This window comes from Parabacteroides sp. AF14-59 (assembly GCF_003479515.1).
Classification (GTDB): Bacteria; Bacteroidota; Bacteroidia; order Bacteroidales; family Tannerellaceae; genus Parabacteroides; species Parabacteroides faecis.
This window is the reverse complement of sequence record NZ_QUHH01000026.1, coordinates 1-21,868: the sequence shown is the minus strand read 5'-3', so window position 1 is coordinate 21,868 and position 21,868 is coordinate 1. Positions and strand designations below refer to the sequence as shown.

General features: G+C 36.6%; 17 protein-coding genes. All 17 read right to left on the bottom strand.

Annotated elements, in window-relative coordinates:
• Positions 1-32: 32 nt before the first annotated feature.
• On the bottom strand, positions 33-1,034 hold the full coding sequence (locus DWW23_RS21465; protein ID WP_122356022.1) for a glycosyltransferase: 1,002 nt from the start codon (positions 1,032-1,034) through the stop codon (positions 33-35).
• Between the two features lie 2 nt (positions 1,035-1,036).
• Positions 1,037-3,562: a YfhO family protein gene (locus DWW23_RS21460; protein WP_122356020.1), complete on the bottom strand. Its 2,526-nt coding sequence runs from the start codon at positions 3,560-3,562 to the stop codon at positions 1,037-1,039.
• 16 nt (positions 3,563-3,578) lie between these two features.
• Positions 3,579-6,095 (bottom strand): YfhO family protein, encoded by a 2,517-nt coding sequence (locus tag DWW23_RS21455; RefSeq protein ID WP_122356018.1) that lies wholly within the window; start codon positions 6,093-6,095, stop codon positions 3,579-3,581.
• Positions 6,096-6,123: 28 nt separating this feature from the next.
• Positions 6,124-6,882, bottom strand: coding sequence for a glycosyltransferase family 2 protein (locus DWW23_RS21450; protein ID WP_122356016.1), 759 nt, complete (start codon positions 6,880-6,882; stop codon positions 6,124-6,126).
• Between the two features lie 138 nt (positions 6,883-7,020).
• Complete coding sequence (locus DWW23_RS21445; RefSeq protein ID WP_122356014.1) at positions 7,021-8,478, bottom strand: ATP-binding protein; 1,458 nt, start codon at positions 8,476-8,478, stop codon at positions 7,021-7,023.
• Positions 8,479-8,585: 107 nt separating this feature from the next.
• Entirely contained in the window at positions 8,586-9,524 is a 939-nt protein-coding gene (locus DWW23_RS21440; protein ID WP_122356012.1) for a hypothetical protein, read from the bottom strand.
• A gap of 5 nt (positions 9,525-9,529) precedes the next feature.
• Positions 9,530-10,609 (bottom strand): DegT/DnrJ/EryC1/StrS aminotransferase family protein, encoded by a 1,080-nt coding sequence (locus tag DWW23_RS21435; RefSeq protein WP_122356120.1) that lies wholly within the window; start codon positions 10,607-10,609, stop codon positions 9,530-9,532.
• Entirely contained in the window at positions 10,602-10,967 is a 366-nt protein-coding gene (locus DWW23_RS21430; protein ID WP_122356010.1) for an FdtA/QdtA family cupin domain-containing protein, read from the bottom strand. The genes DWW23_RS21435 and DWW23_RS21430 overlap by 8 nt, the downstream gene beginning before the upstream one ends.
• Before the next feature lie 3 nt (positions 10,968-10,970).
• Positions 10,971-11,945, bottom strand: a complete 975-nt coding sequence (locus DWW23_RS21425; RefSeq protein ID WP_122356008.1) for a glycosyl transferase — start codon at positions 11,943-11,945, stop codon at positions 10,971-10,973.
• A gap of 1 nt (position 11,946) precedes the next feature.
• Entirely contained in the window at positions 11,947-12,852 is a 906-nt protein-coding gene (locus tag DWW23_RS21420) for a glycosyltransferase (protein ID WP_122356006.1), read from the bottom strand.
• Between the two features lie 19 nt (positions 12,853-12,871).
• Positions 12,872-14,005 carry a CapA family protein gene (locus tag DWW23_RS21415; RefSeq protein ID WP_122356004.1) on the bottom strand — a complete coding sequence of 378 codons (1,134 nt, stop codon included), beginning with the start codon at positions 14,003-14,005 and terminating at the stop codon, positions 12,872-12,874.
• Between the two features lies 1 nt (position 14,006).
• Positions 14,007-15,239, bottom strand: coding sequence for a hypothetical protein (locus DWW23_RS21410; protein ID WP_158583220.1), 1,233 nt, complete (start codon positions 15,237-15,239; stop codon positions 14,007-14,009).
• A 104-nt stretch (positions 15,240-15,343) separates the two neighbouring features.
• Entirely contained in the window at positions 15,344-16,237 is an 894-nt protein-coding gene (locus tag DWW23_RS21405; protein WP_122356000.1) for a glycosyltransferase family 2 protein, read from the bottom strand.
• Between the two features lie 20 nt (positions 16,238-16,257).
• Positions 16,258-17,163, bottom strand: a complete 906-nt coding sequence (locus tag DWW23_RS21400; RefSeq protein WP_122355998.1) for an FkbM family methyltransferase — start codon at positions 17,161-17,163, stop codon at positions 16,258-16,260.
• Between the two features lie 27 nt (positions 17,164-17,190).
• Positions 17,191-18,633, bottom strand: a complete 1,443-nt coding sequence (locus DWW23_RS21395; protein ID WP_122355996.1) for a lipopolysaccharide biosynthesis protein — start codon at positions 18,631-18,633, stop codon at positions 17,191-17,193.
• Positions 18,634-19,197: 564 nt separating this feature from the next.
• A complete protein-coding gene (locus DWW23_RS21390; RefSeq protein ID WP_122355994.1) occupies positions 19,198-20,511 on the bottom strand; it encodes a UDP-glucose/GDP-mannose dehydrogenase family protein in 1,314 nt (437 codons plus the stop codon).
• 22 nt (positions 20,512-20,533) lie between these two features.
• Complete coding sequence (locus tag DWW23_RS21385; protein WP_122355992.1) at positions 20,534-21,463, bottom strand: UDP-glucuronic acid decarboxylase family protein; 930 nt, start codon at positions 21,461-21,463, stop codon at positions 20,534-20,536.
• Positions 21,464-21,868: the final 405 nt, after the last annotated feature.

Sequence of the window (21,868 nt, the reverse complement as noted above, 5' to 3'; positions counted from 1 at the left end):
CTGCCAGGTCCTTTTCTTTATTATACGTTTCTTCAGGCTTTCTTCTTGTAATGTTTTTTTAGCTCTGCTTCCACATCCACTTGCTGTTTAAGAATCACTTTGCGGATAAACGCACCGATAAAGCCTATGCCATATCCTCCCAACTGAATAAAACTGGTCACAATAGAAAGCAATGCGATCGGCAAACTCTTATTAACCCAAAGGGATTCCAGAAAAAGAGCCAGTATATAAATTCCCAAAGGGAGTAAAGCCCAGGGACAAACCAAGGACGACAACAGTAAAAAGACCACTCCCAGAACAAAACAAGCAGGTAGCAGATGAACTAATTTCAAAGAGTCCGGATGCATCTGATATAAATCGACACGAGCCATCCCAAACACATAAACCTGCCTGTAAAATGATTTAAGACTCACTCTGCGCTTGTGATAAACATAAGCATCCGGGAACAGTTCCACTGTAAATCCAGCCTTACGGATACGTGTACTCAAGTCGATGTCTTCTCCGAACATATCCTTGAACCCACCCACTTTTTGATAAACCTCACGGGAGAATCCCATATTGAACGTACGGGGCACGAACTTTTCCAATCCTTTCTTACTTCCCCGGATACCACCGGTAGTCAGAAAAGAGGTCATCGAATAACTGATCGCTTTCTGCATCAGGGAAAAAGAGGAATGTGCCCTATCCGGACCACCGAAACAATCAGCCTTCGTTTCCTTCAGATAGTTTGTTACTTTCTCAAAATAATCTTCCGGAATAATACAGTCGGAATCAAAAAACAGTTGGTACTTCCCTTCGGCCCGTTCCATTCCATAATTCCGGGTCAGGCTACGACCGGAATTGGGTTTAAAGAAATAACGGATATTCAATCTATCCTCATATTCCTTAACGACCTCATCACAAGGGACGACAGAGCCGTCTTCCACAATCAGGACTTCAAAATCCTTACAGGTCTGATTGACCAGACTCTCCAATAATTCACGCACCTCAGCCGGGCGGTTATATACGGGTATTATGATTGAATAAGAAATCATCGTTATTTTATTTCTGTAGTAGCAGAATGTTGCTGACGCCAGTATTTCCAGCCGGACCAGCCCACTGCAACGATTAGCAATAATAAAATCAGGAAGGAACTATAAGAAGATATATTGGCAGCTATCACATAATTCTCCGGGTAAAAATCAAAAACGACCGTATGTTCCCCGGCCGGAATCAACATAGCACGCAATATCCAGTCGGCACGGAAATGGGTTGTTTCTTTCCCGTCTATTGTCACTTTCCAACCCGGATAATAGATCTCAGAGAAGACAGCCAGTTGTTCTGACGAAGCTTTTGTCTTATAGGTTAAACGGTTTGGACGGTATTTCTCCAATACGATCGTTGCTGTAGTATCTTTCTCCGGAATAAAACCTTCCAGATCTTTCGCAAACCGTTTATCCACCACTGCCGTTTCCTGGGGATCAATCGTGTTCAAGGCTTCAATTTCCCCATCTGCGTTCGCTACGACATTCACCTTATCCACAAACCAGGCATTCCCATAAGCAAACGGATTACGGATCGGAGCCTGATCCGGATTATAAATGATGTAGCGTGTGTTCAGCATATTCAAAGAAGGAGAAGATGCCAGGGCAGGTAATATATCTCTTATCGTCTGTGCCTTTTGTAAAGCCCCGATTATATTCCGGTACTCTCCATTCAGACGATGTTCGATCAGTTCCTGATAACGCCGTAATTTAACAGCATGATATCCGCCCAAAGAGTGATGGAAATAGGAAACGGTCGTCTCCTCCCAGGGATTATTCAACCCCAATACACGATAGGACTGATCGGTATCTTTCAGTATCTCCGCATCTGCAAGCCGTTTTTTATAAGATTCCTGCGGACTCTCTTTTACATAATTGCCATCGTTCAGATAACGCCGGTCGACCGTCCAAAGGTCTGCAAGCATCAAAACTGCAATTCCTGCACTCACCCAAACGGCCGTTTTCTTTTTATCTTTCGCTTTCCAATACCAGAACAATAAAGCTGCCCCCAGAAGAATAAAGATAAGAGAACGTAGTGCATCGGCAGAAGTCAATGATGCTCTATCTCTCAACAAAGCAGTATAATACCAGTCCGGAAACTGATTTTGTATATTTACATCCATAGGAGACTGGAAAGTCAGAAGTAGAGATGGCATCAGCCACAGGATAAGACAGATTCCTCCGGTAAGTCCCAATGCCCACAAAAAGCCTTTCTTCAGGACTGATTCCCCTACATTTCCTGCAAATAACTCCCGCAATCCCCAGATAGCAACGACCGGGAATATTAACCCCGGAATAACCAAAGCCATCTCTACCGTCCTGAATTTATTATACAAAGGCAAATGATGAAACACAACATCATTAAAAAGGTCAAAATAACGACCTAACGCCAAAAATACAAAAAAGACAGAAGCAGCAAACAGCCACCACTTCATCGGATTACGGATCACAAACATTCCCAGAACAAACAGGAAACAGACCAAAGCTCCGAAATACACAGGTCCGGATGTGCTCATTTTATCTCCCCAATAGGTATAAGTCTGTATTTCTTTTCCTACCTGGGCTCCATTGGCTTTCATCTCCTTATAAAGTTCGGAATCGCTGCCTAATGTACCGATACTGGCACCCCCATAGGCATTCGGAACTAATAAAGTGAGGAGTTCCATCCTTCCATAACTCCAGTGAAATGCATAATCTTTATCAAGTCCGGTCGAGATCTTCTCCCCGGCAGGAGTTGTTGTTGTCAACTCCGTCGGCCCACGAGTGGAATGCTGGCTCAAATCCCAGTTAGAATAGAGATGTTGTGTATTGGGTAATACCGCCAGTATGACACATCCGACCATAATCGCCGATACTTTGCCCAACTCCCCTATCGACTTTTCCCTGATCAGCCGGATCGCATATCCCAGATAAATAAAAAAACAGAGTAAAGCCAGATAGTAAGTAATCTGAACATGTCCGTTAGCGATAGAAAATGCGACTCCCAATAAAAAGATCACAGCGCCCCAAAGATACCGGCGCCTGAATAACAGGATCATTCCTGCCAAAGTAACAGGCATATAAGCAATAACATACGCCTTTACAATATGTCCTGCTACTATTATTATAATATTATAAGATGCGAACGCAAAAGCAATGGCTCCAGCTATTGCCAGCCACCAGTTCACTCCCATTATGCACATCAGCAAATAGAAACAGACTAAACCGACGAAAACCATTGCCGCATGTGTATAACCGACTTTCTTCAGCCAACCGTCGATTATACTGTAAGACGGAAGTTCCGGAGCAGGATTTCCATATCCCGGTCCATAAGGCATTCCGGAGAACATCGCATCAGACCAGACACTAAATTCTCCTTCTTCAGCAGTTTTGGCATATTCATCGACCTGGCTGCCTCCCATCCCGGCTGCCTTAATATTATCACTTTGGCTGATGACCTTTCCCTCAAACACTCCCGGAGAGAAATAAGCCATAACCAATGCCAGGAACAGAAGAACTGCTACAACATGCTTACCGACTTTATCTAACAGAATACGCATCTTCTATACAAATCGATTAATCACGTTTTTTCTGCCATATCTGCCAGCCGGACCAGCCCACTGCCACAATCAATAACAGCAGGATCAGGAAAGAGCTATATGCCGAGACATTAGCCGCCAGAACATAAGTATCCGGATGAAAATCAAAAACAATCGTATGTTCTCCTGCCGGAACCAACATACCACGCAAGATCCAATCGGCACGGAAATGAGTTGCATCTTTTCCATCGATCGTTACTTTCCAGCCCGGATAGTAGATTTCAGAAAATACAGCTAATTGCTCCGAAGAAGCCTTCGTTTTATATGTCAACCGATTAGGACGGTATTTCTCCAATACAATCGTTGCTGTAGAATCTTTATGAGGGGTGAAGCCTTCCAGGTCTTTTGCAAAACTCTTATCCACAACAGCCGTTTCCAGAGGATTGATCGTATTTAAGGCCTCAATCTCCGCATCTGCATTCTCCACAATATCGATCTTATCTACAAACCAGGCATTCCCATAAGCAAACGGATTACGGATCGGAGCCTGATCCGGATTATAAATAATATAACGGGTATTCAGCATATTCAGGGAAGGAGAAGCTGCCAGGACAGGCATTATATCCTGTATTGTTTGTGCCTTCTGCAAAGCTCCGATTATATTACGATATTCGCCATCGAGGCGGTGATCGATCAATTCCTGATAGCGGCGCAATTTAACGGCATGATATCCTCCGATAGAATGGTGGAAGTAAGATACGTTGGTGTCCTGCCAGGGATTAGTCAGGCCAAACACACGGTAAGATTCATCCGTATCCTTAAATATCTCTTTATCGGCAACGCTTTCCTTATAACTTTCTTCAGCTTTCTCTTTTACATAATTACCATCATTCAGGTAACGACGGTCGACAGACCACAAATCAACCAGTATCAACACTGCCATACCGGCACTCACGATCAGGGAAGCCGTCTTTTTATTTTTAGCTTTCCAGTACCAAAGCAATAAAGCTGCTCCCAATAATATAAAGATCAGAGAGCGTAGCGCATCGGCCGAAGCCAAAGAAGCACGGTCCATCAACAAGGCTGTATAATACCATTCCGGTACCTGATTCTGGAACTGTGCATCATATACAGAATGGAAATTCAACAATAACGAAGGTATCAAGAAGATAATCAGACAAATACCTCCCGTTATACCCACAGACCACAAAAAGCCATTCTTCATTGTTTTATCATCGACATTTCCTCTGAATATCTCCCGTAATCCCCAAATACCAACAATAGGGAATACAAATCCGGGAATAACCAGAGCCATCTCCACCGTTCTGAACTTATTATACAAAGGCAGATAATGGAACATAATATCATTAAACGCATCAAAATTACGTCCCAATGCCAGGAATGTCAGGAAAATAGAACCTGCGAACAACCACCATTTCATCGGATTACGCACCACAAACATTCCAAGTACAAACAAGAAACACACCAATGCCCCAAAGTAAACAGGACCCGACGTAAACGGTTTATCTCCCCAATAGGTATAAGTCTGTACCTCTTTCCCTACTTGTGCCCCATTTTTCTTCAATTCTTTATATAATTCGGAAGAGCTATCCAGCGTACCTCCTGAACTACCACCATATACATCCGGGATCATAACAGTCAGCAGTTCCTTCCAACCGTAACTCCACTGAAATGCATAATCTTTATCCAACCCGGAAGATGCTTTTTCCACCTTTCCCGTTTCATCCGGTTTCGGAGTCAGTTCCGACGCCCCACGAATCGAGTGTTGGCCAAGGTCCCAGTTAGCATACATATGTTTTGCATTCGGAAGAACTGCCAATACGACACAAGCAAGCATAATCAAAGAAGTCTTTAACCAATCTGCTGTTAATTTTTCTCTGATCATCTTTATAGAATATCCCAAATAAACGAATAAACACAACAAAACCAAATAATAAGTAATCTGGATATGCCCATTTAATAAAGAGAAAGCCACTCCTAAGAGAAACAAGACTGCTCCCCAAAGCCATTTTCGTTTAAATAAAAGGAACATCCCCGCCAATGTAATAGGCATATATCCTATTACATAAGCTTTTACAATATGCCCAGCCTCTATAATAATTATATTATAGGAAGCAAAGGCAAAAGCAATAGCCCCTGCAATTGCCAACCACCAGTTTACCCCCATTATGCACATCAATAGGTAAAAACATACCAATCCGGTAAAAACCATCGCAGCATGAGTATATCCAGGTTGTTTCAACCAATTATCAACGATGCTGTAGGATGGTAACTCGGGTGCAGGATTTCCATATCCAGGTCCATAAGGCATCCCTGAGAACATAGCGTCCGACCAGACACTAAACTCCCCAGGTTCAGCCGTCTTGGCATATTTATCTACCTGACTACCGCCCATACCTGCCGCTTTCACATTATCACCTTGTCTAATGACTTTTCCGTCAAATACAGCCGGAGAAAAATAAGCCATTACCAACCCTAAAAATAAAATCAGGGCAGCAACATGCTTACCCACATTTTTCATAATACTATGCATAATATGTATCTTCTATATATTGTTTCGTTTATACTCTTCCTTTCACCCACTTTGCAAAATAAAAGCGAATGGCAAACCACACATGAAGCAGGGATGTTGATACAGTCCCGTAATACCGGCACATTATATCATATCTTTCTTTCAATGAGGCTTTACGCTGAGTCGTACTGACTCCGCCATCCAGAAAATTAGACAGGGTCATCCGTGTATTATATATTCTCTTCGCCTGTTTCATACACCGGATACACCAATCAAAATCAGCAGAATAACGATATGTTAAATCATATAACGGAGCAATTGTCCGTTTTGTTATAAATGACTGATGACAAACCAACATTCCCATCCGAAATTTCTTCCATGTTAGTTTATCCGGAGCTTTCAACCTCCGTTTCCCCAGCGATTTTCCTTCTTCATCAATAAGAATAGTTTCCCCGTAAATAATATCAGGCAGCACTTTCTTTTTTTGAATTAAGGAAGCAACACCTTGTACGGTATCAGAAGTATATAAAGAATCACCAGCATTAACAAACCACACATAATCTCCCGTAGCCTTTTGAAGCCCTTTATTCATTGCATCGTATATACCTTTATCCGGTTCACTGACCCAATAAGAAACTCCGGAAGCGTATTGTTTGATAATATCTACAGTCCCATCGGTCGACCCTCCGTCAATAATAATATATTCGACATTCGGATACGACTGGCTCAACACATTCAAAATGGTCGACTCCACCCAGCGGGAAGCGTTATATGTTATTGTAATGATCGAGAAAACAGGTTGTTGCATACATAATCATATTTACTTTGCATTTACTTTGCATTTACTTTGCATTTACTTTGCATTTACTTTGCATTTACTTTGCATTTACTTCGCATTTACTTCGCATTTACTTCGCATTTACTTCGCAAAACACATAAAAACAAACTAAACCATCTCATAAGTTTGAGTCGGATCATTTATCCTTCCATTACGCTTGATAATACCTAAACTAATCAAGTGATTCAATCTCATTATTATTGTTCTACTCGCTTTGCCTGTGTGCATTACCAGTTCAGAGCGAATCACTTTTGACCGACTCCCCATATACGTTAGTATTTTCCTTTCTAACTCATCTAGTTGATTCCAGATATCACCATCAACATTCGCTTCAATACGTGCAGACTGCCGTATAGTTCGCATCACAATATTATTTTTCAACACAAGTTTTACCGACTGCTCCGGTTCCGTATATATCGGATCGTCCAAAAAGAATTCTCTCATATCCGAATAAATACGTTTCACTCCCTCATTCAACTCTCTAACCCAACCAAAATCTGTTAAGACTCTTGCGATTCTAGGGTTTCTCGAATAACGAGTTTCCCTTATATTATCAATTGTTACCACATTTGGTAATTTCCCTGGACTCAAAATCTCTAATCGATCATCAAACATGGTAACCCTGATATATCCCCCTGCCATACCATATTCACGATGAGTAACAGCATTAACAATTCCCTCAAGCCAAGCGAATTCAGGATACTCCGGAACTATTTGAAATTTACCGCTTTTTTGATTCAATGCAGTAAATTCTCTCAATTGAGATGATATAAATCTTTTAGCCTCATCAATGATTTTCAATATTGGCAGTTCTATATTAACGTCTCTAATGATATTTATACTTGTACCAACTTGAGCAGAACTTCCTTCATAACGAATAAATCGTATTCTACAGTTCGGATAAAATTGTTGTACATTCTGTGCAAATAATAATACTGCTGCATTTGTCAGATATTCATCGCAACCCCGTTTCCTCAAAAAACCTCGAGCACGCAACACTTGTTCCATTGATAAATGAGTAGCTCCTATATACTGTTTATACTCTGCAACAACTTCTAAATCTAAATCCGAAATCGAAGCATCCATATTACATTCATCTTCATAGTGCCGACTACTTTTACTATATTCTAAATTCCGTAAATCAGCTCCTTTCAACTCTTTAGTCTTATCACCTATTCTTAAATAAGTGGAATCATTAGTCGTTCTTATTATCTGATCTACACTCGCATGAATATGGAGAAGTAAAATTTGATCTTTCTGCCCAGCAGAATTTGTCACATCCAAAAACTCTTCTTCATAAACCGGCATTGGCTTACAACAGTCCTTAGGCACAGCAAGAAAACTATTTATTTTCTCTACACCACAATGATTTATACCTTCGATTGTCCTTGTTTTATCACTTATCCCAATAGCAATAGTTCCACCCTCCGCATTAGCAAATGCAACAACTAAATCGGCAATATCAGAAGCTTTAATTTTAGCAGACTTCCTATCGAAATATTTATTTTCAGGTTGTGAAGTTAAATATTCTAAAGTCAGTATAGGATTAATTTTCGACTTTATCATTATTATATCTTTCTTTCGATTTATACCCCAAATATCATTATCCTTACATCTGCAATTTATAGAAAATGCGCCGAACCTTTGATATCAAGAACAATGCCATTGATACTTTATTTCAATTTTGCCTTCACAAAATTAACTATCATTTGTGGATTATGAATTGCTTTTTTTATTCCTTTCAACCTGGCCCCCAATATCTCTTTTGACAAGGACCATTTTAAATTATACCAAAAACCGGAATGATGAACTTTATGCTCATCCACTATATACTTATACATTGAATACTTCGAACGTCCCTGAAAATGCAAACAATAAAATCGAACCAGGGATTGATCATTCATTAATTTTCCATACGGAAGATTATCTATCCAATAAACCTTCTTTTTACCGTCTTCCATTTCGAAACCCTGCCCCCATGTAATACATCCGTCAAAACATGTACCGTTCGTCGGAATAGCAATGTCTATCACATTGCATTTTGTATTATCCTGAAACCAGACAAATGCAACCATATCACATACACCGCCCAATTGTTTATTATCAATAATCTCTTGATACATAGATTTCATCTTGTTTAAAAGAATATCTTCTGTATACATAGACATCATATATTCACAAAAATCAGATATAGAAGATATATTGAATAAAGCGCAGCCAGGCCCTTGTTTATTGCATGTAGTAAAGTCATAAGATATATATTGTTGCATGACTTCATCAATATTACAATACAGCAATACATCAGAATCCATACAAAGAAAATTCTCTATTTTCTGAGTTTTTACAAAATCCCGAATGCAAAACCATCTCTGAAAACATATCAATTCATAATCATAGGGATTAGATGACATATGTATATAAGCCATCTTAAAAGCATCAGCTCCTTTCGAATAATCATCAATATTGTAATGCTCTACAAAACAATATTTATCAGTAGAAGCATCACTGATCAAACAAATTCTAGTATGAGGATTAAATAAACGGATTTGTTCTAAAACAAGCTTCAGATAAAATGTATCTCCCCTATGTACTATGATTATCGGTATATTCATTGTTATTAAAACTTATTTAAGACTTCTATTACTTTAGAAACATCATCTAAAGTATGCCCATATGATATAGGAAGACTTAATGTTGTCTTATGTATTTCTTCTGATAATGGATATTCACCCTCAAAAAGACCTTCCATCGCTTTTTGTTTATGAGGGGGAATCGGATAATGAATATCTGTTTTAATTCCATTTTTAAGAAGATATTCCTTCAAATCATCTCTTTTAGGATGACGTATATTAAAAATATGATATACGTCAAAATAATCAGGAGAAACTACCGGTTTTATAAAATCCTCTTTTAGTTCCTTCAAATAAATATCAGCCAATTCTCTTTTATGTGAATTAATCCGATCCAAATATTTAAGTTTTACATTCAACAATGATGCTTGAATTTCATCCAAACGCGAATTATAACCTATATAATCATTCTGATATTTAATCTTTGAACCATAATTTCTCAAAGCTTTAAATAGTTCTTTTTTATCAGAATCATTTGTTGTAATTGCACCAGCATCACCTAAAGCTCCTAAATTTTTAGTTGGATAAAAAGAGAAAGCTCCTATTCCAAATGTTCCGACCTTCTGTCCTTTAAACATCGCACCATGAGCCTGTGCACAATCTTCGATGACAGGTAAAGCATATTTATCAGCAATCCCCATGATACTCCCCATATCACAAGCTTTTCCATATAAATGGACAACCATGATAGCACATGTATTTTTCGTTATTTTCTCCTCTATGTTTAAAGGATCAATATTATAAGTATGAATATCAGGTTCTACTAAAACAGGTTTAAGATCACATTGAAGAATAGACAAAATTGTTGCTATATAAGTATTTGACGGGACAAGTACTTCACTACCTTTCGGGAAATCATAACTACGCAAGGCCAACATTAGAGCATCCAGCCCAGAAGCGACTCCTATACAATGTTTTACCCCACAGTATTGTGCAAAAGCATCTTCAAAAGAAACAACTTGTTTACCAAGAATATACCAACCACTATTCAGTAATTCCCTAAAACACTGCATGTATTCATCTTCGAAAGATTTATTCAATCTTCCTAAACTCTCATATTCAATCATAAGGCTCATAAATATAATCGTTCGAATCAAAAAATTCAGAGGCTAATACCATTAAAATAGCATCTTTGCTAAAATGGTGCATAATATGCCAATCCGTAGGTTCCAGGATCAGGCATTTGTGCGGAGAATCCAATACAAATTCTTGTTTTTCCGCTCCTGTATTATTGGATATCGTACAATGTCCTTGCAAACAAATAGCTGCCTGTACTGTTTTATGATGGCGATGTCCTCCTCTTACAGAATCATCAACGCCATATATATAAAATATTCGTTTTATATCAAACGGTAATACCTTTTCTACCACAGTCAGATTTCCACGCTTATCTGTAAATGTTTTTAAATCTATTATATGAGCCATATTTTAATTTTCATGTAACAACTTAATATAATGTTTTTCTCTTAATCCGCGACGAACCAAAAGTTCAAGCAGATATTTATAATATTTCAACCCATGCAAATATAACTCAGAGGTTTGTATTACAGGATATTTACTTCTTATTTGTTTTATTTCTTTCACATATGGTTTAAAGAGCAATAAAATTGATGAATCATTTCTTTCATAATAAGGGCGTGGAGAAAAAAAGTCTGGAGATACAAAGACAAAAGAGTGAAAATGGAAAAAGATAACTGAAAATTTTTTATTTGTATTCAGTTCAGTACCTATTACCTTATCATCTTCCTGTTCAAACTTATATTGTTGCATATTCCAGGGAGCAACCCCACCTCCTAAATTTTGAGAGACAAAGACTCCTTCAAAACGATTAGGCCAATCATCCAGATATTTCTGATCTCCAAAACGTCCGTCTTCAAACCGAGCATAACACCATTCAAGACAGGCATTACGCCACCATTCTAAAACAGTTCGTCCTTGCCTATTATTTTTAAAGGTAACGAACTGTACACAATATATCCCTGTCTTCACACTTTGGTCATATTGCCGGGTATATCGATGAGGAGTTATCAGCACTGAGTTTTCTCCCATTTCGTCCAGCAAGACTTGAGGTGATGAAAAAAAGTACAAATCTGAATCCAGATACGTACAATGATCTACATTATAACGATCTAATACATATAATATGGTTGAAGAAGAACAGGTCCAGCAGTATTCAGCTCTTGTACGAGTCGGTTTTACCCTTAACAATTCTTCATCTTCAAACTCAGACAAAGAAATTACTGTGACATTCTTCAACTGCAATGCCTGTAAAATCGAATAGCACTTATCATTAAAAGCAAATATATATAAATGGAAATCCTTACAATGTTGACTTAACGAATTATACATCGCTAAACCTCTTGAAAGATAAACAGAGTCAAAAAGGGTACAAAAATTAAGCATATCAACTAATTTTGAAAATACGTTTCAGTCTAGCCTTTACTTTATAGTAAAACATTATATATCTAAAATAATAAATAAAAGCATCTCTTCCCTGCTTCGATTCTTGAATATCTATATTAGAAAGTACTATAGGTGAATTAGTCAAAGGTACATCAAACATCTCATTAGTACTACAATGAGTACCACTTCCATCCATTCCTATTTGATTTACCAAAGATCGGCCTGGATATAATGTTAACTTATTATGCAAGAATGCCGATGCATACCAACGAACTGCCCACGAATTATTCCTTCCTTCAATTTGATGTTTTAGCATTCTACAATAGGGATAGGAATTACTAAAATCAAACTCTTTCTTTAAGTTTCGCTTCTCTATTTCTCCTAATAAAGCTTTTCCATCCGAACAAAATAAATCCCAGCCACGTTTCCAAGTAGCCCACCCCCAGCAATCAGCACCTTTGATGAAAAAGGTCTCAGGCAAAGGCTTTTTTACAGGATAAACATATCCATGAATGCAACAAACATCTTCTTTATTCTCGTACAAGTCCAACGCATCATTCATATATTTAAGAAAACATGATGAAACGATTAAATCATCTTCCAAAACAATAACTTTCCCATATTCATTGATAACAGAGGTCACCCCATCAATAATATTATTGGCAAGTCCATAATTAGTAGAACGTTCAATCAATCTTACACTTTTAAAACCTAAAATAGATTTAATATACGTACGCGTTTGTTGTACAAGATTAATATCAGCGGGAGTCTTAGCTCCATCTGAGTAAACAATCAAATCACTATATTGAAAATACTCATTATATCTAAGAGAAGATATTAATTTCTGTACATGTGTTGGCCTATTATAAACAAATAAAACTATTGGGGCAAATTTATTATATTTCATACCATTTATCCTAGAAGTTTTATCGCATCTTACTCTTTAAATCCAAAGCCCTCTGAATTAACCATCTATGGCTTTCACATCTAAATATATTTAACAAAAATAAAGGCATTCCTTTTTTACGAAATAATGCTCCATATAACCGTTTTAAAAAGAAATTCAATCCGTATTTCAATGTTAATCCATTAGTTCCTATGAATAAGTACTTTTCATAAACATTATCCCACAAATCAAGAACCAAATTATTGAGAGAACTCATGTATGACCCATTGGATATCCGTTCTGACAAACTTTTAACATATTCATTAATCTCAGGACATTTATCCACTCTAATAACCCCATCGTCATTCAACAAATTTAAAATACTGATATTAACAATAGTATTGTTTTTATATTCAAGCACAACGCCTAGTCCTCTATTCCACATCGGAATATCTGAATGCATATCAAAATAAAAATTACCCAAGCTATAAAATATGGGTTTTCCATTTATTAACTCCCATCCTTGTGGGACATGAGGATGCATACCTATTACAGCATCTACACCTAAATGAATAAAAGATTTATAACGTTCTCGCCATTCAGGTAAAGGTAAATCAATATCTTCAACACCTGCATGTGCTACCAATATCAGCAAATCAACCGTTTTTTTACTTTCCTCTATAAGACTATCCACACATGGATGATTGATCCATGCAGATCCTAAAGTTTTATTATCATCCCTATTATCCAGGATACCAAATTCATAATGACAAAAAGCTAAAAAACCTATTGTATTTTCTCCTATCTTCACCTTTTTCAAGGAATATGCCTGTTCAAAGGTCCCAACTCCAAGAAGTAATGAATGTTGAAAAGATTCCATTGTTCGCAAAATCCCTTCTTGTCCAAAATCAGCAACATGATTATTTGCTAAACCAATGACATTAAATCCTTTTTTCTCAAGAAAATCAGGAGCTTTTACAGATTGTGCCAAAGAAGGACCAACTTTCTGTGTAGCTATATTATCAATTTTGATAGGAGCTTCAAAATTACAAAAAACAATATTACTCGCATTTATCTCCCTCTCCAACTCAGACGAAAAACTAACTTTCTCAATATCATTAGAATAAAAATCCCCTACAAAAAGCAAACGCAACAAATCTTTTTCTTGAGCCATATTAAATATTCAGCTTCTGTTGTACCAATCTATATTTTCCGCGGGGAGTTAATGCAATATCATCCACGTAAAAAAACTCAACCTCAAATCCCATTAACAAGAACTTATTCCTTATCTCTGATTCGTCTTTTTCTGTATAATAATTATTCTTTATTATTTTTATATCCACTTTACCCAATTCTGATTGAATTATCTGCCACCTCAGAATATTCGCAAACGCATGAAAATGTTGACCAAATATTAGTGCTGTTATATTAATTCGATTCTTCTCAAAATCATATATAAAATCTTGTTTTCTCCCGATAATTGCTGTAAAAATAATATTCCCATTTTTGTCCACACCGCCATATTCAGCCAAATCACCTGTGTCATACCTTAAAAAATACATTGCATTATTATAATAGCTGGATACTGTAATTCGTCCAACCTCACCTATTTTAACATGATTATTATTTTCATCCAATATTTCAACAAAACCATAATAGGAAGAACATGTATATGACAAAGAGTTAGCTTCAGTATAAGCAAATATACATTTCTCTGAATGTCCATATTGTCCATATACTGGGGCATGAAAGGCTGCATTAAGCAAATGTACATGCTTCTCCATTATATTTTCTGCTGTCAAAACTATCCCCTTTAATTGAAAATCTATTTGAGTACCTGAACTTAATATAAACTCAGCTATTTCACATATTGCGCTAGGATAACCTCTTAATATAGCAGGCTTTTCACGTTCAAATGATTCTAAAATATAAGGAATACTTTTTGAAGATATTGATAATGCAGAATAAGCATATGAACCAAACACTGCGTCAGAAGAACCACTCTTAATCCAATAAATATGTTTACTTTGTAAATCTTCAGGAATGATAGTCCCATCAATTGAAAAAACCTTATCACCTCGCTTATATCCTATTTTTTTATGTAAAAACCGCTGATGAGCAGCATCCACATAACCAGACAGCCTATTAGTATAAAAAACAAAAGGCTCACCTGTACTCCCTCCCGTATTAAATCTAAAACGATTATAAAATGGACATTTTGCATTGATAAAATCATCCATATTCTCCCGAATAATGCTTTTATCGACTACAGGTAAATCCATTAATCCATTGCCATTATTCCTTTTATAATATAAAGCATTCTTTTTCGCTGAATCAAGAATCAAATTTAAACGAGAATTCACAAATGAGTTTAAGCTTTCTGATGTTTCTTTTTTTGACTCTAACAAATTCAATATTCTTTTAGCAAATAACAATTGCCTAAAACAGAGTAATTGCATTACAAACTTTCTGCAATTAATAATATAGTATTTTACCTTAGTATTCATAAAGTTCAAAATGACTTTAATCGCTGATAAAAAGTACCACAAAGAAAATCTACAGCGCCTAACAACGTTGCTCTCAATAAATTATATTGCTGATTTATAAAATATTTCAAACATCTTTGAGGTATTGATACTCCTAGTGTAAAAATTATCGAACAATACTTATACCTTCCTCTCAAATTGCGTTTAAAAATCAACAATCTATTTCGAGTAGTATAGTATTGAACTAAAGGACTGTTCTTCCCCGTTGTCATAGATCCTTTATGATATATAGATGCATTAGAATCATACCAAATCTCATACCCATGGCGACCTATACTCAGACACCAATCCAATTCCTCCTCATAAAGAAAATATATTTCAGGCCAAAATCCAACTTTATCTACAACCTCTTTTTTTACCAGCATAGCTGTTCCTGGAGCATAAGGTATAGGAAATGATTTACATGCCGAAACTTCATCATCATAGTAATGTATCCTAATTAAAAATTTACCTAACGGCTTTGAACCAGCATAAATAATTCTGGAAGTATCAAAATCTAAAATTTTAGGAGTTACAACCCCTATTTTATCACTTTGCCGAAATCTATTCAACAGTGGAATTACTATATCATGATCTATGATAACATCATTATTAATAAACAAGTAGTAATTACCAGAAGCATGCTCTATTCCTAAATTATTACCTCCGGAGAATCCTCTGTTTTGAGAGCTAGAGATAACTTTGACCCAAGAATATCTATTTTTCAACAACGTTACATCATCCGTTGTCGAGGCATTATCTACAACAATCATTTCATAACTATAGCCTCTACAGGTTAAATTATTCCTTATAGAATCCAAGAACTCTGTTGTTTCGAGGTAACAATTATAATTGATTGTTATTATTGAAATCAAATCCATTATTAAAACAAAACTACTTATTATCTATTTTGACTAAAATGTAATACAGCATGCCTCATCTCTTTCTCAAAATATAAATATCCTGGCTGTATTGAGGTCCTACATGCGTTATTACATAAATATTTTTCAATGACTTCTTCATCGTCATGCCGATGATATATGCAAATGGCACCTGAAATATTTCTAAAACTACTCAAAAGTTTTTTACACCCTTGTAATGCCTTTCGTTCATACCCCTCGATATCCATTTTGATAAAAAGATTATCAGCACTTTTCTCTCTAAAAAAGTGATCTAAAGTCATACTATCTACCCCATTATCAACATCACTTATATAACTTCTAATAATTGTCACTTTATCGGACCAAGGTCTAAAAGTAGCATTTAAAGCCTCTATCCAATCTTCATCACACTCAAACAAATATACATGTTTAACAATATCAATCATTTCCAATGCAAAATAAGCCTCTGCAGAACCAATATCAAGTAAAACTTTGTTCTTCAGTTCATCATAAGATTTTATATAACAATGTGCAGAGCGTTCATCTTGTTCTATAAGCAATGACCGGTATACATCAGATACAATATCAGACATACTCCTTTTAAAATATAAGCGTTTTTGCTTATGTAACACATAAGGCAAACCATTTTCTGTATCTATATAACTCGGATAATCAATTCTTTCATATTCTTTTCTCCACAAATAAGGATATGGAGAGACCCCCATTTTTCCTAATAATAGATAAGCTCTCTCCTGATCATTTTTAGGTTTTCTAAAAAAATAATAAATAAGATACCATTTGCATCGCAAACACTCTTTAAAATTACGAAAAAAGAAAAGAATATCACCTAAAAACAATTTATAGATACGAGATCGCATCTCTTTTGGTAATAAACTCCTATATAAATTTACAATAAAAACAGCCATAATGATTATTCTATCTAGAAAAGATTACTAAAATCGTCTTTTACCAATAAAAAAAATAGTTTCTCGCAAAAGAACAGATTTCATTCTCCATAATATAGCGATATAAAGCAAGGTTACTATAAAAATCTTAGAGAAAAACAAAATATATAAATTTTCTATCTTTAAAGTTGCAAACCAGGATATTAAAATACAAATTACTATAAGAGAAAAATAAGGTGATATATCCTTTAATAAATCAATCGTTCGAATCTCAATTAATCTTTTAGCACAAAAATGCCAAAAGAGATTTGAAAAAACAGTTAATATAGAACATCCAATTATCATAGTAAAAATCCCGTATGGAACTAAACAAAAAGCCAATATCAAATTTGATCCATAAATAATAGAACTTCCATATAATACAACATTAGATTTACCATGCGTCAACAACAAACTACAATACAGATTTGTAATAAAACTAAAAGAATATGCAATAGTCAGAATTTGAAGATATGGAACACTGTTAATCCATTTTTCTCCGACTGTAAGCAAGATAAACTCTTTCGCAACAAAAGCCAACCCCAATAATGTAGGAAAAGAAATAAAAGCACCAAATCGCAACATCTTCCTAAAAACGTTCTTTTGTCGCTCTTTATCATCTACGACTTCAACCAAAACAGGTTGAGCCACCCCTTGTATCATACCACTTACCGTTGTATTCCCTATTATCATCCATTTGTTTCCTTGTGAATAATAGCCTGTATCAGTATCTGTATAATACTTACCCAGCAATACAGAAAAAACATTCATATTCACTTGTCCCAATATATTGTTAAATAATATCTTAGAACTAAATCCAAACATTTCTTTAATCGGAGAAAAATCAAACGAGAAAGTAGGCCGCCATCCTGAAAAACACCAACGTAATAAAGTTGCAACCAGACATTGAGTAACCAACTGTATTGCCAACGCCCAATAAGCAAATCCTAATAACGCGAATATCAATCCAACAACCCCCGAAACAAAAACGGCAACTATATCAACAATTCCTCTCTGTTTAACCTTGAGTTTCTTAAATAAAATAGCATTATGAGCAATACCTAAACTCGAAATCAAGAAGCTTAAAAACAATACACGGGAAAGATTAAGAAGAACCGGTTGATTATAAAATTCTGCAATAAGAGGAGCAGAAAAAAATAAAATCACATAAATAATTATTCCGCAAAATGCACTAAACCAAAATACTGCATTGTAGTCTTCATGTCGAATAGTTTTTTTATTTATCAATGCCGTTGTAAAACCACTATCCATAATTGTATTAGCAACAGCACTAAAAATACCAAGCATAGCCATCAAGCCATAATCTCCCGGATTAAGGATGCGCATTATAAAAATCCCCAAGACCATTCCTATTATTTGCTGAAAGAATGTACTAATTCCTCCCCAAAAAAGCCCTTTAGCCGTCTTATCTTTTAATGTTTCTTCCGCCATGATTATGAAATCATATACGACCTATTGAAAAATACAATTTCATCATAAAAATTTGTGCAACAACTATCATACTATCATAAACCATCTTATTGGATATAAAATTCAACTAATACAGAGCATGACAGTTTCAATGATAGTGACTAATCCATCTATCATACTATCATAAAAACAGTTATCTTTTCTCCCTCAGTATATTGTTTATTTTCAGATATATAACTATAAAAATCCATTGAGACCCGGATCTCAATCACCTCCACACCCGGGTCTCAGTATCGATCAGATGGGGGTGTAAAAGAGGTGAAAATGGGTATCTCTGCTAAGTTTCCCTACTACTTTCTCTTAAAAGGTAACTACTTCTGCGAATAAAAGACTATGTATATGCAAAAGTGAGACTCTTTTTAAAGCCTTTGGGAGACCTGTTTTTCGACAAAACAGCTAAGAATGATAGTTGAATGAGGGTTTATGATAGATAAATGATAGATAAAACGAACAACTATCATACCCAGAGAGCTTATAGATTAAGCCTTCAGGCATAAAAATGATAGTATGATAGTTGTTTTTCGATTATCTTCCTATGCAATGATAAACAAACCCATTCTCCTCCATTTCCTTGATATCGTAAATATTACGGCCGTCAAGAACGAGCGGAGTAGCCATTAGTTTCTTTACTGCAGACCATGATGGCATACGGAATTCTTTCCACTCCGTTACAAGCATCAGGGCATCGGCATCTACAACTGCATCATAAATGTCTTTTGCATAATGGATCGCATCGCCAATACGACGTTTTGCTTCTTCTACTGCAACCGGATCATAAGCATACACTTCACAACCCGCAGCCAGTAACTTTTCAATCAGGACTAAAGATGGGGCCTCACGCATATCGTCTGTTTCGGGTTTAAAAGCTAATCCCCAAATAGCAACACGTTTCCCTTTCAAGTCACCATCGAAATGTTTTTCAAGCTTACGGAATAAAAGAGACTTCTGTTCATCATTTACTTCCTCTACAGCCTGGAGGATACGCATCGGGTATTTATTCTGTTTAGCCGTATTGATCAATGCTTTCACATCTTTAGGAAAGCAGGAACCACCATATCCAATGCCGGCATACAGGAAACGGTTACCGATACGGTTATCCGAACCGATGCCTTTGCGAACCATGTTTACATCCGCACCGATGATCTCACATAAATTGGCTATATCGTTCATAAAACTGATACGGGTAGCCAGCATCGCATTCGCTGCGTATTTGGTCATCTCTGCCGATGGAACATCCATAAAAATTACACGGAAATTGTTTAAAAGGAAAGGACGGTACAGACGAGTCATCAACTCTTCCGCACGCTCAGATTCGACACCTACAACCACACGATCCGGACTCATAAAGTCCTTGATTGCCGCACCTTCTTTCAGGAATTCAGGATTTGATGCAACATCAAATTCAACCTGCACACCCCGTTTATCCAGCTCTTCCTGAATAGCCTGGCGCACTTTTTTAGCAGTTCCCACAGGAACCGTACTCTTCGTTACGACCAGAATATGTTTCTTGATATGACGACCGACAGTACGGGCTACTTCCAGTACATACTTCAGGTCAGCACTACCATCTTCGTCAGGAGGTGTACCAACGGCACTGAACAAAACCTCTACGTCGTCCAGGCATTCGGTAAGATCGGTTGTAAATTGTAATCGCCCGGCTTGCTGGTTACGATGAACCATTTCTTCCAGACCAGGCTCATAGATAGGAATGATACCTTGTTTAAGGTTCTCTATTTTTTCAGTATTTACATCTACACAAAAAACTTCGGTTCCCATTTCTGCAAAACAGGTCCCCGTAACCAGGCCTACATAGCCCGTTCCTACTATCGCTATTTTCATAATTTATAATCAAAATGCAAAATTAAAGGCTCTTGAAATATTTAATAGTCTCTATCAGACCTTCTTCCAAACGTACTTTCGGTTCCCAGCCATTCAGCTTCTCTTTGGCTAAAGTAATATTCGGTTTGCGCTGTTTCGGATCATCGGAAGGAAGAGGTGTAAATATAATTTTCGACTTCGAGTTCGTCATCTTCAATATGATCTCTGCCAGTTCGATCATGGTGAATTCACCCGGATTTCCCAAATTGACAGGGCCTGTGAAATTTTCAGATGCCATCATACGCACCATTCCTTCAATCAGGTCGTCCACATACTGAAAGCTACGTGTCTGCATACCATCCCCGTAAATAGTGATATCTTCCCCTTTCAATGCCTGCATGATAAAGTTCGATACAACCCGGCCATCATCCGGACGCATCCGCGGACCATATGTATTAAAAATACGGATAATCTTAATGTCTACCTTATTTTGACGATGATAGTCCATAAACAATGTTTCCGCACAACGCTTTCCTTCATCGTAACAACTACGCAAGCCGATAGGATTCACATTCCCCCAATAGCTTTCTTCCTGGGGATGAACAACCGGATCTCCATAAACTTCACTGGTAGACGCTTGAAGAATCCGTGCTTTCGTACGTTTTGCCAATCCAAGCATATTGATTGCACCGATAACAGATGTTTTAGTAGTACTCACCGGATCGAACTGATAATGTATCGGGGATGCCGGACATGCCAGGTTATAAATCTCATCCACCTCCACATAATACGGAAACGTCACGTCGTGGCGCACCATCTCAAAATAAGGGTTGTCCAACAAATGAACAACATTTTGCTTACGACCTGTAAAATAATTATCCATACAAATCACATTGTTTCCGTCTTTCAACAGGCGTTCACAAAGATGAGAACCAATAAATCCGGCTCCTCCGGTAACTAAAATCTGTTTCATGCTATTTGTTCAATTGGTGTTTTCCTATATATCTCAGTTATTTTCATAAACAGAGAGCACAACAATGTTGGTCAGTCCCAGACCGGAAATGACAAAACTTGCACAAAGATAGGAATTTGAAAGGATTCTTTCCCTTCAAAAGTCGTTATTTATACGAAAGGGAATTTAGCAATCTCCATTTCTTATTCATATCGGATATTCAATATAAATATTCCTCCCTATTACTTGCTTGTTCACAAACGTTTATTCGTTTGATATATATCAAACGAATAAAACACATATATGTTCTTTTCTTTTGATAATTGTAGACCTTTCATTCAATATATATCAAACGGATATTTGTATTGCTACTTTGACCTTTACTGAAAGTAGTTTACAGATAAAACATTTATTACTAAAAACAAT

Bases quoted from the DNA above. Each gene is read 5' to 3' on its own strand.
- DWW23_RS21440 (WP_122356012.1), bottom strand. From the start codon at position 9,524: ATGAATATACCGATAATCATAGTACATAGGGGAGATACATTTTATCTG.
- DWW23_RS21400 (WP_122355998.1), bottom strand. From the start codon at position 17,163: ATGGCTGTTTTTATTGTAAATTTATATAGGAGTTTATTACCAAAAGAG.
- DWW23_RS21420 (WP_122356006.1), bottom strand. From the start codon at position 12,852: ATGAAATATAATAAATTTGCCCCAATAGTTTTATTTGTTTATAATAGG.
- DWW23_RS21390 (WP_122355994.1), bottom strand. From the start codon at position 20,511: ATGAAAATAGCGATAGTAGGAACGGGCTATGTAGGCCTGGTTACGGGG.
- DWW23_RS21385 (WP_122355992.1), bottom strand. From the start codon at position 21,463: ATGAAACAGATTTTAGTTACCGGAGGAGCCGGATTTATTGGTTCTCAT.
- DWW23_RS21445 (WP_122356014.1), bottom strand. From the start codon at position 8,478: ATGATAAAGTCGAAAATTAATCCTATACTGACTTTAGAATATTTAACT.
- DWW23_RS21460 (WP_122356020.1), bottom strand. From the start codon at position 3,562: ATGCGTATTCTGTTAGATAAAGTCGGTAAGCATGTTGTAGCAGTTCTT.
- DWW23_RS21435 (WP_122356120.1), bottom strand. From the start codon at position 10,609: ATGATTGAATATGAGAGTTTAGGAAGATTGAATAAATCTTTCGAAGAT.
- DWW23_RS21415 (WP_122356004.1), bottom strand. From the start codon at position 14,005: ATGGCTCAAGAAAAAGATTTGTTGCGTTTGCTTTTTGTAGGGGATTTT.
- DWW23_RS21450 (WP_122356016.1), bottom strand. From the start codon at position 6,882: ATGCAACAACCTGTTTTCTCGATCATTACAATAACATATAACGCTTCC.
- DWW23_RS21455 (WP_122356018.1), bottom strand. From the start codon at position 6,095: ATGCATAGTATTATGAAAAATGTGGGTAAGCATGTTGCTGCCCTGATT.
- DWW23_RS21405 (WP_122356000.1), bottom strand. From the start codon at position 16,237: ATGGATTTGATTTCAATAATAACAATCAATTATAATTGTTACCTCGAA.
- DWW23_RS21430 (WP_122356010.1), bottom strand. From the start codon at position 10,967: ATGGCTCATATAATAGATTTAAAAACATTTACAGATAAGCGTGGAAAT.
- DWW23_RS21425 (WP_122356008.1), bottom strand. From the start codon at position 11,945: ATGCTTAATTTTTGTACCCTTTTTGACTCTGTTTATCTTTCAAGAGGT.
- DWW23_RS21395 (WP_122355996.1), bottom strand. From the start codon at position 18,633: ATGGCGGAAGAAACATTAAAAGATAAGACGGCTAAAGGGCTTTTTTGG.
- DWW23_RS21465 (WP_122356022.1), bottom strand. From the start codon at position 1,034: ATGATTTCTTATTCAATCATAATACCCGTATATAACCGCCCGGCTGAG.